The sequence below is a fragment of the Paenibacillus paridis genome, from assembly GCF_006345825.1.
Lineage (GTDB): Bacteria > Bacillota > Bacilli > Paenibacillales > Paenibacillaceae > Pristimantibacillus > Pristimantibacillus paridis.
Genome location: NZ_VCIX01000092.1, coordinates 383,866 through 396,720 on the forward strand (window position 1 = coordinate 383,866; position 12,855 = coordinate 396,720).

Here is a 12,855-nt window from a genome sequence, read left to right on the forward strand (position 1 = left end):
AGGCGTAGATAGAGAGAGGAGGCAGGTGAGTGGAGCGAGTAAAGAATGACGATACAGCCGTGAGCATGCCTGAAATCTCAATCCGTGCTCCGGAATGGAGTGGATATACGAGAGTTAGCGTCGCTGATTTCGGCGCTAGATCCGAGGAAGGGTATTGTAACGGAAACGCCTTTCAGAATGCCATTGATTATTGCAAACGGGAACGATCGTCCGAGCTTGTCGTTCCTTTGGGAATATATCGATTTTATAATGGCAACCATCCCGTATTTGAAGGGATGCACGATTTTCAGTTCGATGGCGGGGGCTCTGAATTCATCTTTTCTACGGTGGAAGCCTTTGTTACTATAACCAATTGCGTTCGGATCCAATTCAAAAATTTCACTGTCGATTGGGACTGGGAAAACGGGCAATTGGCAAGCATCGGACAAGTGCGGGAAGTGGCCGCAAACCGTACGTATTTCGATCTCCATTTTCCAGAGTATGCGCAAGCGCCGGACGATCTGAACATACGGACCTTAAACGCGATGAATCCGCTGACCTTATCAGCAGGTTGCGAGTTAGGTCGGGAATTCCATGAAAACCATTTCCGGAACATAAGTCGCCAGGATCTTAATACGTTCCGAATCGCATTATCCAATCCCGAGGATTTTCGCTTTCTGACTCCAGGGCAAGCTTACATCGTTCGTCATTACGTTTATGATGCGAACGCTTTCGAACTTAAAAGCAATCAGCATTTGCAAATCGAGCATGTAACGATCTATTCCGCGCCAGGGCATGCTTTCGTGGCGTCAGGGGATCAACGGCATTGGGCGCTGCGGCATTGCAGAATTGTAAAACGGCCAGGCACGACGCGTTGTATTTCCGTCACGGCAGATGGCTGCCATATTAGTAATTCTCTAGGTTACTTTAGGATTGAGAACTGCGATTTCAGCTACAACGGCGATGATTGCCTGAACATTCACGATAATTCAGTCCAGGGTTTCAAGCGAATCGACGATCGGACCGTAAGCCTAAATCGTGTGCTAGCATGGCGTAATCCCTTTGCGATAGGGGACGATATCGAGTTCCGCAACGAAGATTTGTCTCCTTCCCGGATCATGAAGCGTATTGCTGGCGTGGAGTGGAATAAAGAGCATAACACCTGCACGCTTGCCTTTGAACAACCGATCCCTGCGGAGGTTTCGGAAAGCGCAATCCTTTTTAACCGGAGATACGATTCCGGCAATTATATCGTTCGCCATAATTTCTTCCACCATAACCGCGCAAGAGGGATATTGCTGCATTCCGGCAATGGCTTGGTGGAGAATAACCATTTCTTCATGAATCAAGGGCCAGCGATCCAGATCGAGTGCGGTTCCGAGTCTCGCTGGTCGGAAGGATTTGGAGTAAGCAATCTGCGTATCCGCAATAATCTCATTGACAGCTGCGATGTGAATCACTGGAACATGGCCGTTATTTATATGGGGGTATATCTTGCCAGCGGGAGAACGCAATATCCGATCTTTGACCGGGTGTGGATCGAGAATAATACCATTATCAATTGCCCGCAGCAAGCGGTTTATGCTTCATCCTGCAGCAGGGTATATATCCGCCATAATGCCATTTTGAATTCGAATGCGGGGAGGCTCAAAGCGGCTGCCGATGGAGACGAGAATGGCGTGCTCCACCCTGAATATTATCAGGGAAGTTTAATGGCAAGCCATTGTAACAAGGTTTGGATCGAGAACAATAGAAGATTGTGCACGGTTGCTACAACAGAGGATCGTATTTATATTGATGATGCAACTAGCACGAATGTGAATGTGCTTCATAACATCGGATTCCATCAAGACGACAGCCGGTTCAGGCTGCAGAAGAAAACGGGTGAGCGATAATATGGCGACAATTGGGGCAAGTGCCGGAACGGGTAAGGATGTGCGCAGAAGAATAGTCAAATATAAAATGCTGTATCTCATGCTGCTGCCCGCCGTTGCGTTTTTAATTATATTTAGTTACATCCCCATGTACGGTGCATCGATCGCATTTAAAGAATTTTGGATTACGAAAGGCATTTTAGGCAGTCCATGGGTAGGGTTCAAGCACTTCGAACAAATCTTCGCGACCGATAAGTTTTGGCAGGTTTTTACCAACACGATTGAAATCAATATCATGCGACTCGTATTTGGATTTCCTGCTCCGATTATTCTGGCTATTCTTTTGAACGAAGTCAGGCACAGGATCTTCAAACGGTCGATTCAAACGATTATTTATTTGCCCCACTTCATCTCGTGGGTAACGATCTCGGGCATCTTGTTCGCGCTGCTGTCGAACGAGGGCCTGGTCAATAGCATTGTTGTTCTGTTTGGCGGAGATCCGGTTAATTTCTTGACAAGCAACAGCATGTTTCGGCCGCTATTGGTCATTTCTGGCACTTGGAAGGAAGTCGGATGGGGAACGATTATTTTCCTGGCGGCATTGTCCGGTGTCAATCCGGATTTGTACGAGGCATCCGTGATCGATGGCGCCAACCGCTGGAAGCAGATTGTTCACATTACGCTGCCAAGCTTGCTGCCGATCATATCCATTTTGTTAATATTAAATTTTGGCAGCATGATGAGCGGTGGTTTTGACCAAGTGTTTAATATGTACAACCCCATGGTATATGAAAGCGGCGATGTTATCGATACCTACGTTTACCGGATCGGGCTGACGCAAGGGCAGTATAGCATGGCAACCGCAATCGGGTTATTCCTAAACGTTATCAATTTTGTACTTCTTATCGCTGTAAACAGCGCGGCTAAAAAAATGAACGGACATGGCATTTACTGAGGTGATTGAATAATGGTGCGATCTACGAGCGTTTCTGGCAAAATATTTGATATACTTAACATCGGTTTCTTAGTTTTCATGGCTTGCATTATGCTTTACCCGTTCTGGCATGTGCTTGTGGGATCCGTACTGCCGTATGAGGAAGCCGTGAAGACGAGCTTTAATATCCTTCCGCGAAGCATTTCCTTTGAAGCTTATGAATACGTTTTCTCGAAAAATACGATTCTGATGTCGGTTGTAGTTTCCGTATTCGTTACGGTGATTGGTACGCTATACCAGCTACTGATTACGTCGATTGCGGCATATCCGTTGACGAAACAAGATCTTCCGGGCAGAACGGCTATCTTTCTCTTTATTATATTCACGATGTTTTTTGGCGGGGGGCTCATTCCTTACTACTTGCTAATCAAGAGTCTTGGGATGGTAAATAGTTTGGCCGTTATGATCATTCCGGCAGCTTTAAGCACGTATAACTTGATCGTGCTCAAAACATTTTTTCAAAATATCCCCATTGATCTGGAGGAATCGGCAAAGATCGACGGGGCTGGTTATATCAGAGTGTTCTTCCAGATCATCATCCCCTTATCGTTCCCGGCGCTCGCAACAATCGCATTATTTATCGCCGTGGGCCAATGGAACAATTGGTATGTTCCGATGCTGTTTCTTAACGACAAGGAACTATGGCCATTAGCGATGGTGTTAAGGGACGTACTGATTAATAACAATATGGAATTGACCCGCAGCGGCAGCTTCGTAAGCAAAGATTTTATGCTGGGGGACACCATTAAGAATGCGATTGTGATGGTTTCCGTTATTCCTATCATCATTGTTTATCCTTTCATTCAGAAGCACTTTGTGAAAGGGGTGATGATTGGATCAATCAAGAGTTGACAGTCAGATCACTAGCATACATTCATTTTTCATTAAAGGGGAGCAGTGAACAACATGTTGATTGGAAAGAAAAGCCTCATTTTATGTCTTGCAATGGTGTTGTTATTCGTTGGGGTGATTGCAGGATGCGGAAATAATAATGATAAAAGCGAAGCGGGTGAGTCTGCGCCTACTGGAAGCCCTGGTTCTGAACCAGTCGTTGAAAATGCAAAGCCTGTTGAATTATCCGTATTTAGTTGGATGTTTGAAGGGGCTGACGCACAGGATTCCCAAATCTATAAGCATTTGCAGGAAAAGCTCAACATTCGCTTGAAGCTGATTACGGCTTCATGGAATGACTGGGAAGAGAAACTGAACGTGATGATTGCTTCCGGAGAGATGCCCGATGTATTTGTCTCCTATGGCATTGACCGACCGGTTCAATACCGTCAGTGGATTAAAGAGGGCATGCTCCTGCCGCTTTCGGATTACTCTGAGCAGTATCCGAATATGAAAGCGTCGCTAGCGAACTTTGAGCATTTAGCTAAAACGACCGACAACAAGCATTATGCGCTTCCTATATTCAATGAATCCGGCAGCGGCAAGATGGCGGTCAGCGGACACAATATTCTAATTCGCAAGGATTGGCTGGATAAGCTAAATCTGGAAATGCCAAAGACGATCGATGAGTTCTATGCGGTAGCCAAGGCATTGACCGAGGGTGACCCAGACGGCAATAACAAGAAGGATACGTACGGTTATTCCTCCAGTGCCGGAGGGATTTGGTGGCAATATCCGCTGTTCAACGCTTTCGACACGAGCACCGATAGGTGGGAGAAGAAAGATGGGCAATGGGCGCCGGAGGCCATTTCCGATGAAACGAGAGACGGGCTTGTTTTTCTAAACCAGCTTTACAATGAAAAAATTCTTGATCCTGAGTTTATGTTGAATACGGACGACCAGAAAATCGAGAAATTTATTACGGGCAAAGTCGGCATTATGATTCATAACGCAAACGCGACCTTCTATAATGATTTTTATGATAAGTTCAAGCAGGCATATCCCGATGCCGATCCGAAGTCGATTTTCACATGGGTAGGCACCTTAGAAGGGAAAACAGGCGCTCAGCGAATGGATGGCTTCAATAACTTCTGGGCAGAAACGTCGGTTAATGCCAATATTTCGGACGAGAAAAAGAAAAAATCATTGGAACTGCTGGACTACCTGCTCTCAAGTGAAGGGCAGCAGCTGATGATGAACGGCATTGAAGGGGTCCACTACAGCAAAGACGGAGATAAAATCACCCCCCTCATGACGGATGAAGAAAAGGGCAAAGACAAAGCCTTTTCATTAAAAGCATTGGTTTCATGGAATTCAGACTTCCTCGCCGACAGTACGCCTAATAAAGAAGACATTGTCGCAATGGCAAAATCGACAGGAGACTTCGCCGTTCCGAATCCGTTAGCCTACTTAAACATCAGTCCAGAGGAACTCGATCCGAGTATTCCAAGCCAGCTGAATGATTTGGTAAATGAAAAATTCGTAAAAATAATTGTGGAATCCAAGGACGTTTCTGCGGATTTCGCTTCCTTCAAGGAAGAGTGGTTGTCTAAAGGCGGTACGAAAGTGATTGAAGCAACGAATAAGCAAGCGCAAGCGGAAGGTCGCTAAATCCGCGAGAAAGCACATTTAGGGTAGGAAGAGACCTTGCTGGAGCCAAGATTATCAGCAAGGTCTCTTTAATCGGGCGTAGGTTGCCTATTTCAGAGCGAAGAATTGAGGTGGTTGCAATGACAAAGTATGAGGACTTTCAGCCAGGCGAATTGTGGTTGGATACGAAAGGAAAACCTATTCAGGCGCATGGCGGCAGCATATTATTCGATAACGGGATGTATTACTGGTATGGAGAAAATAAAGACGGCCCAAACAGGATAAGCCAGATTGGTATTCAGCGCGTGGACGTCATTGGCATATCCTGCTACTCTTCCAGCGATTTATATAACTGGACATTCGAAGGCATTGTGTTGCCTGCGGTTTCCGATGATCCGAATCACGACCTTCATCCGTCCAAAGTAGCAGAGCGGCCAAAGGTACTGAGGAACGATCGGACTGGCAAATATATTATGTGGCTTCATATGGATAGCGAGGACTATACGCTGGCCAAAACCGGTGTGGCCATAAGCGACCATCCGGCAGGACCGTTTGCCTATGCGGGAAGCAAACGTCCGAACGACGTGGATAGCCGCGATATGACAGTATTTAAAGACGACGATGGAACGGCGTATTTACTTCATTCGTCTGACTGGAATAAAACTCTGGTCATATCGAGGTTAACGGATGATTATACCGATTTGAATGGCGAGTTTACGAAAGTGTTCATCGATCAGTCTCGGGAAGCTCCGGCGGTGTTTAAACATGCGGGGAGATATTACTTGCTTTCCTCGGGTTGTACGGGGTGGTATCCCAATGCGACTCTCGTTGCGGAGTCGAATCGGATGATGGGGCGGTGGGAGCTCAAAGATAATCCGTTAAGCGGGCTGCATGCTCGGAAATCGTTTTATGCGCAGAGCACATATGTTTTTCCTGTCCAAGGCTTAGAGAACAGCTTTATCTTTATGGCTGACCGATGGCTGCCGGAGGAGCTTGCGAATTCTAGATACGTTTGGCTTCCTATCACTTTTACGGACGATGGGATAGAAATCAAGTGGGCGGATCGCTGGGATTTAAATACGTTTCGAAAATGAATATATAACACAAGGCCGTTCCTCATTAAGAGGAGCGGCCTTGTGTCATTGGGCTGAATTAAAAAGGGATTATTTTCGACATGTTTGACTTTTGTTTGTTTTTTGTTTGATTAAAGCTTGAAACGAAAGGAGTATTGTCATTATAATGATAATAATAACTAAGCACTGTTCTGGATATCGTGCAGGAACTGGAGGCCGACTATGTCGACCGGATTAAATGATCGCCAAAAACAGATTATTAATTTATTGCGTAAAGACGGAGAAGTGAAGATTGCTGAATTAAAGGATTTTTTCTCTGTTACGGATATGACGTTAAGAAGAGATCTAGAGAAACTCGAACAAACCGGCTTATTGAAGCGCACTTACGGTGGAGCCATATTGTCCTCCAAGGAAGTTGCTCTTCCTGAACGTTCGATTGTGAATATGGACGAAAAAGAACAGATCGGGCAAGCAGCTGCCCGGCTAATTGCACCGGGAGAATCCGTATTTATTGACAGCGGCTCAACCACACTGCAAATCATACGTTATCTTCCCGTTCAGGCCCCCATTACTGTGGTTACCAATGCTATTCATGTGGCAGCTGAACTCGCTGAAAAGAATATTTCAACCGTAGTCATTGGAGGTGTATTGGTTAATACGACAAACGCTATGGCAGGTACAGCAGCGATTGAAGCAATCTCCAAGCTGGCTTTCGATAAAGTATTCCTAGGTACGACAGGCTTGAGTCTTCTGCATGGGTTTAGTAATTCGAATATGCTTGAGGCCGAAATCAAACGGATATCCATTCTGAGGGCAAAAGAATCGTATATCGTTATGGATCATACCAAATTTGGTCAGAGCGCATTGTTTTCCTATTCAGCCCTGGAGGACATTACTGCCATTATTACGGATCAGAAACCAGATGAGAAGTGGGAGAACGCGTTAGAAGGCGCGGAAACCAGAGTGATTATTCCATGACATGGATGAACCGGACTGAAATAAGCTGGTGCTTGTAGATAATCCTCGTCAGCTTGTTTTTATATTTATCATGCTCAAGCTGACCGATCTTCTATGGTTGCTCGATCAAATACCGCGTACATCCCCAACCTCTTCGACTCCGCAAGCATGATCCATTATTTTTCCTACGCCCTTCCCACTAAACCATAAGAAAGTGCCCCCTATCCTTCATCGAATTTAGCCGCTATTGCTTTCGATAAAGGATGAGGGGGCTTTGTATGATGCAGCTTTATAGATCTGATGTAAATTTTCAATCAATATATGGAAGCAATAGCGCTGGAGAGTGCCTTGTACTTCTCATAGCGTTCCGCATAGAGGGATTGATTTGGTTGATTCGGATAAAACATACGTACGGGCTTGACTAGGACATGGACGGCTTCTTCATAAGAGCGGTACACGCCGGACGCGCAGCCCGCTAAAATAATGTTGCCTAATGTTCCAGCTTCGCCAACGTCTAATTTTTCGATAGGGCAATTCATAATATCAGCTTTGATCTGAAGCCATAGATCAGATTTGGCACCGCCACCGACCGCCCGCAGGGAACGTATCGGTATACCTGCTTCTTCGAGGCACTCTAGGTTGTAGCGCATCTCATAAGTCACTCCTTCCATAAGCGCGCGATACAGATGGGTGGAATCGGTATCAAACGTGAGGCCATGGATCGTTCCTTTTGCTTCGGGATTCATATAAGGCGTACCAGAACCTGCAAAATGCGGAATAACGAGTAAATCGGAAGGCTCGGACGCAGCGCTTGAACTCAAGTAATCATATACGGAAATGCCTAATTTGCGAGCTTCAGCTTCAGCGGTTTGTCCAAACTTATCTCGATACCAGCGAAGGAGCGACCCGCCCGTGAAGTTAAACGCATACGTCAAGTAAAGCCCTTCGATAACGTGAGGAGCACAATTGAATTGATGCTCCAGCATCTTTGGCCCTAAGATCGGGGAGCGATAAGCAGGTGTAATGCATTCGACTGTTCCGATGCCGTCCACGGCTTGGTTGTCTGAGAGTATGCCTGCTCCGAGAGCGGCACAAGCCTGATCATGACCGCCAGCAATGACGAGCGTAGTGGACTGAATGCCAAGAGCTTGCCAAATGTCGCGGCGTACTTCGCCAATCGGTTGTCCGGATGGAATGAGATCTGGAAACTTCTCCATCTCAATCTCCGCAGCTTCGAACATAATGGAATCCCAGGCTTTACTTGAGATATTCAAGGCCATGGTGCGAGAAGCAAGGGTGTAATCGGTTACACAAATCCCCGTTAGCACAAATGCAATGTAATCTCCGAACATCATAAACTTCCATACCCGATCATAAAGCTCCGGTTGGTTTTGCTTGATCCACATGACTTTAGGCAGGGAAAACATAGGGTGTAACGGCACTCCGGTAATTTCCATCGTCCGTTTCTTGCCTATTCTCTGCTCTAAGATCACGGCTTGTTCCAAGCCTCGTGGATCCATATACAAGATGGCATTGCCTAGCACATTGCCTTCTTGGTCTACCGGAACGACGCTCTCGCCCAGAGAGGAAATGCTGAGCGCACGAACGTTGACGCCTGGTACCGCCAATATAACGTCAGCGATCACTCGTCTTACCGATTCCCAAACGCGTTGCGGATTCAATTCAAAAGCTCCTAGCTTCGGTTGTTCCAGCGGATACTCCATATAAGCTGATGAGAGAAGCGATCCTCCTTCATCAAAGAGTGAAGCTTTGCATCCTGTTGTTCCAACATCGAGTCCCATTAATGACAACGTTGATCCCTCCAATTTCGAGTATATGTTCATTATAAACAATTTTATCTGTTTTGTAATTAAAATGTTGATTTTATTTTCGTTTAAAACTATAATTATGTTCATACCGAACATTATTATGTGAGATGTGTGAATGGAAAGGGGAATCCATATGACTAGAGTTGCAATGAAAGAAATGCTGCAAGATGCCTCGCGAAGAGGGTATGCCGTACCTTGTTTTAACGCTATCAACCTAGATATGATCCGCGGAATTATACAAGCGGCCGAAGAAGAGCAATCGCCTGTCATCCTGTGCCATGCGGAGATTCACTTTAAGTATACGCCATTAGAGATAATTGCTCCCATTATGGTAGAAGCGATGGAGCGGGCTACAGTACCTGTCAGCATTCTCTTGGATCATGGGAAAAGTTTCTCAGCTGTCACGAAAGCCATGCACCTCGGCTTCAACGCTATCATGTTCGATGGTTCCGAATATGAGTATGAGGAGAATGTCCTTCGAACATCGGAGGTGGTTAAAATGGCCAAAACGCTCGGCGTTTCCGTTGAAGGCGAACTGGGATACGTTACGCGTCCCAAGAGCGGAGGAGCAGAAGGGGAGGATGATGACTCTATCATCGATGACACCTCCCTTTATACGGATCCGAAGCAAGCGCGAGAGTTTGTCGAGCGCACAGGCATCGACGCGCTTGCTGCCGCCTTCGGTACGGTACATGGCGTATATCTGAAGAAGCCTAAGCTTGATTTGAGCCGCTTGGAGCAAATTCGCAATTCTGCGGGAGTTCCGGTCGTCATGCATGGAGGATCTGGGCTTTCCGTTGAAGATTTTAATAACACGATTGAGAAAGGCGTCGCCAAGATCAATTACTACACAGGGATGGCGCTCAAAGTGATGGATCAAGCGAAGACTAGGCTCGTTCGGGAAGAAGAAAGCACATTCTACCATGAATTTATGATGGATGCCATTCAGGATTTCAAGGAAGATGCCAGTCAAATCATGCGCACGTTCCGCAGCAATCATAAAGCGTAATGATAGGAAAGGAGCAAGAAGAAGGTGAGGCTGTATGGAAAAGAGTGGACTCGTCGGGAGCTGGAGGCAAGAGTAGGGCGAATCGAACAAATCGGCGGCATTGAGCGATTCATAAGAAACGAGGGGCCTGAAGCTGGGTTAAATACAATTCGGATCCGAACCGGTTCTGGTTTATCCTACTATGTGACGCCAGACAAGGGAATGGATATCTCGCTTGCAGAGATGCATGGCGTTCCGGTCAGCTGGTCAGCTGGTAATGGTGAGCCTCATCCAGCCTATTACGATCAACGCGAGGCCGAATGGCTAAGAAGTGCATCCGGAGGTTTGCTGATGACCTGCGGACTGTCGCAGGTAGGGGCGCCGGGTAAAGATAGCGCAGGGGCATACGGCCTGCATGGGCGCATTCACCATACGCCGGGCCGCCAGATTTCCAGCTGGGCGGAATGGGAGGGCGATGAGTATGTAATGAAGCTCCGCGGTGTTATGGAGGAGACCTCCATTTTCGGAGAGCGTATACGCCTGACCAGAATGATTATGAGTCGTATGGGAGACAACCGGATTACCATTCAGGATACCATTGAGAATGCAGGATTCCTTCCGGTGCCCCATATGATGCTCTATCATTTTAACTTTGGATTTCCGCTTATGGCTGAAGACACGACGGTTACCCTACCTGAGGGAAATAGCTTTCCACGGGATCAAGACATGGATATAAGCAGAATGGGGGATTGGCAAGCGCCCGACCCCCAGCACAAGGAGCAAGTCTATTACCATGAGCCGAAGAAGGGAAGCGAGCTTATCCGTGCGCGTATTCACAGTCCTTCTTTCCCCGTGAACCATGAATGTACCTCTTCCAAGGGGCTCATAGTTGAACTGGAATGGGACGCGGCGGTGCTTCCCAAGCTGGTGCAATGGCGCATGCCGGGTGCGGGTGAGCATGTACTTGGGCTTGAGCCCTCCAATTGCTGGACGAAGGGCAGGTCCGCAGAACAAGAAAGCGGCTCGCTTCGAATAGTACAGCCTGGAGAATTTATTCAATATCGGCTTGATTTAAAATTTATAAATCATTTATAGGAGGAATTTACATGCTGCAGGCAAAGCCTTACGTATTCTGGTTCATAACGGGAAGTCAGGGACTATACGGTGATGACGTTCTATTAAAAGTAGAAGAAAATTCAAAGGTGATGGTCGACGCTCTAGACAAAGACCCTGTTATCCCGTATTCGATTCAATTCAAGACGGTTGTCACTACCCCCGAAGCTATACGACGAGTGTGCTTGGAGGCCAATTCAGACGAGAGCTGTGCAGGAATCGTGACATGGATGCATACGTTCTCGCCAGCGAAGATGTGGATCTCGGGGCTAACGCAATTACGCAAGCCGCTGCTTCACCTCCATACGCAATTTAATGTCGATATTCCTTGGGACAGCATCGACATGGACTTCATGAACCTTAATCAAGCCGCACATGGCGATCGCGAATTCGGATTTATAGGTGCACGGCTCGGCATTGCCCGCAAAATCATCGCAGGACATTGGCAAGAGGTGAAGGTACGTGAAAGAATTAGCTCTTGGATGAGAACATCAGCTGCGTATACGGAGAGCCAGACAATGAAGATCGCACGGTTCGGAGATAACATGCGTTATGTTGCTGTAACTGAAGGGGATAAGGTCGAAGGGCAAATTCGGTTCGGGTGGTCCGTTAACGGTTATCCTGCTGGCGATTTGGCCGAACGTGTGAACGATGTGTCGAATGCTCAAGTGAAGGAATTAATGGCGGAGTACCAGGAGCTGTATGACTTTACGGAAGGCGGGCGACTCGAAGGTTCGGTGCGGGAGGCCATTGGGGAGCAGGCCCGGATTGAGATTGGTTTGAAAGCCTTTCTACAAGAAGGCGGCTACAGTGCGTTTGTTACAAGCTTTCAGGATTTGCACGGGTTGAAGCAGTTGCCTGGACTGGCCGCTCAACGCCTAATGGCTGCGGGATACGGTTTCGGCGGGGAAGGTGACTGGAAGACAGCTGCATTAGTCCGGATGATGAAGATTATGGCCGAGAACAAAGGCACTTCATTTATGGAGGATTACACCTACCATATGCAAGCAGGTAATCAAATGGTGCTCGGAGCCCATATGCTGGAGATTTGTCCAACACTCGCAGCAAATAAGCCGAAAATTGAAGTCCATCCCTTGTTCGTTGGCGGTAAGGGGGATCCGGCTCGGCTCATTTTTAACGGGGCTAGCGGTAAAGGAATTAATGCAACAGTCGTCGATCTGGGGGACCGCTTCCGCTTGATCGTTAATGAAGTGACCGCAGTTGAGAATGAAAAGGAAATGCCGAACTTGCCGGTAGCAAGTATCATGTGGAAGCCCGAACCTTCTCTCACGGACGCAGCTGAAGCATGGATTCTCGCCGGTGGTGCCCATCATTTCGGATTCTCCTTCCATGTAAGCAGCGAACAAATGAAGGATTGGGCTCGAATGGCAGGTGTTGAATGCATTACCATTAATTCCTCTACCACCATGGCTTCACTTGAGAATGAGATACGCTGGAATGATTTATATTACCGGTTAAACCATAAATAAAAAACCTCTTAGGACGAGAATTAAAAACGTAGATTAGGCCATTGCATTTCAAGCCTAATGTATGTTTCTCGTCCTTT

10 protein-coding genes are annotated in these 12,855 nt (G+C 46.9%); 9 read left to right on the forward strand and 1 reads right to left on the reverse strand.

All coding sequences use genetic code 11. The features are described from left to right. Positions 1-29 precede the first annotated feature (29 nt). From FJQ58_RS23640 to FJQ58_RS23665, 6 genes are all read left to right on the forward strand, one after another. On the forward strand, positions 30-1,874 hold the full coding sequence (locus FJQ58_RS23640) for a right-handed parallel beta-helix repeat-containing protein (protein WP_139997268.1): 1,845 nt from the start codon (positions 30-32) through the stop codon (positions 1,872-1,874). 1 nt (position 1,875) lies between these two features. Beyond that, positions 1,876-2,808: an ABC transporter permease gene (locus tag FJQ58_RS23645; protein WP_139997269.1), complete on the forward strand. Its 933-nt coding sequence runs from the start codon at positions 1,876-1,878 to the stop codon at positions 2,806-2,808. A 12-nt stretch (positions 2,809-2,820) separates the two neighbouring features. Beyond that, positions 2,821-3,699: a carbohydrate ABC transporter permease gene (locus FJQ58_RS23650; protein WP_238404299.1), complete on the forward strand. Its 879-nt coding sequence runs from the start codon at positions 2,821-2,823 to the stop codon at positions 3,697-3,699. Between the two features lie 54 nt (positions 3,700-3,753). Beyond that, a complete protein-coding gene (locus tag FJQ58_RS23655; protein WP_139997270.1) occupies positions 3,754-5,349 on the forward strand; it encodes an extracellular solute-binding protein in 1,596 nt (531 codons plus the stop codon). A gap of 119 nt (positions 5,350-5,468) precedes the next feature. Beyond that, positions 5,469-6,422 carry a glycoside hydrolase family 43 protein gene (locus tag FJQ58_RS23660; RefSeq protein ID WP_139997271.1) on the forward strand — a complete coding sequence of 318 codons (954 nt, stop codon included), beginning with the start codon at positions 5,469-5,471 and terminating at the stop codon, positions 6,420-6,422. Positions 6,423-6,623: 201 nt separating this feature from the next. Further along, complete coding sequence (locus FJQ58_RS23665) at positions 6,624-7,379, forward strand: DeoR/GlpR family DNA-binding transcription regulator (RefSeq protein ID WP_139997272.1); 756 nt, start codon at positions 6,624-6,626, stop codon at positions 7,377-7,379. A gap of 293 nt (positions 7,380-7,672) precedes the next feature. Here the strand turns inward: FJQ58_RS23665 and FJQ58_RS23670 are convergent, their stop codons facing one another. Next, entirely contained in the window at positions 7,673-9,160 is a 1,488-nt protein-coding gene (locus tag FJQ58_RS23670; protein WP_238404428.1) for an FGGY-family carbohydrate kinase, read from the reverse strand. 160 nt (positions 9,161-9,320) lie between these two features. Between FJQ58_RS23670 and FJQ58_RS23675 the strand changes: the two genes are divergently transcribed. The 3 genes from FJQ58_RS23675 to araA are packed head-to-tail and all read left to right on the forward strand — an operon-like array spanning position 9,321 to position 12,778. Beyond that, positions 9,321-10,196, forward strand: coding sequence for a class II fructose-bisphosphate aldolase (locus FJQ58_RS23675; RefSeq protein ID WP_162341735.1), 876 nt, complete (start codon positions 9,321-9,323; stop codon positions 10,194-10,196). 24 nt (positions 10,197-10,220) lie between these two features. Further along, positions 10,221-11,270, forward strand: coding sequence for a DUF4432 family protein (locus FJQ58_RS23680; RefSeq protein ID WP_139997275.1), 1,050 nt, complete (start codon positions 10,221-10,223; stop codon positions 11,268-11,270). Between the two features lie 11 nt (positions 11,271-11,281). Beyond that, positions 11,282-12,778 carry an L-arabinose isomerase gene (gene araA / locus FJQ58_RS23685; RefSeq protein WP_139997276.1) on the forward strand — a complete coding sequence of 499 codons (1,497 nt, stop codon included), beginning with the start codon at positions 11,282-11,284 and terminating at the stop codon, positions 12,776-12,778. Positions 12,779-12,855: the final 77 nt, after the last annotated feature.

What these genes read in the sequence shown, in the direction of transcription:
- FJQ58_RS23650 (WP_238404299.1), top strand. Translation starts at nt 2,821, where the DNA reads ATGGTGCGATCTACGAGCGTTTCTGGCAAAATATTTGATATACTTAAC.
- araA (WP_139997276.1), top strand. Translation starts at nt 11,282, where the DNA reads ATGCTGCAGGCAAAGCCTTACGTATTCTGGTTCATAACGGGAAGTCAG.
- FJQ58_RS23665 (WP_139997272.1), top strand. Translation starts at nt 6,624, where the DNA reads ATGTCGACCGGATTAAATGATCGCCAAAAACAGATTATTAATTTATTG.
- FJQ58_RS23670 (WP_238404428.1), bottom strand. Translation starts at nt 9,160, where the DNA reads ATGGGACTCGATGTTGGAACAACAGGATGCAAAGCTTCACTCTTTGAT.
- FJQ58_RS23645 (WP_139997269.1), top strand. Translation starts at nt 1,876, where the DNA reads ATGGCGACAATTGGGGCAAGTGCCGGAACGGGTAAGGATGTGCGCAGA.
- FJQ58_RS23660 (WP_139997271.1), top strand. Translation starts at nt 5,469, where the DNA reads ATGACAAAGTATGAGGACTTTCAGCCAGGCGAATTGTGGTTGGATACG.
- FJQ58_RS23655 (WP_139997270.1), top strand. Translation starts at nt 3,754, where the DNA reads ATGTTGATTGGAAAGAAAAGCCTCATTTTATGTCTTGCAATGGTGTTG.
- FJQ58_RS23675 (WP_162341735.1), top strand. Translation starts at nt 9,321, where the DNA reads ATGACTAGAGTTGCAATGAAAGAAATGCTGCAAGATGCCTCGCGAAGA.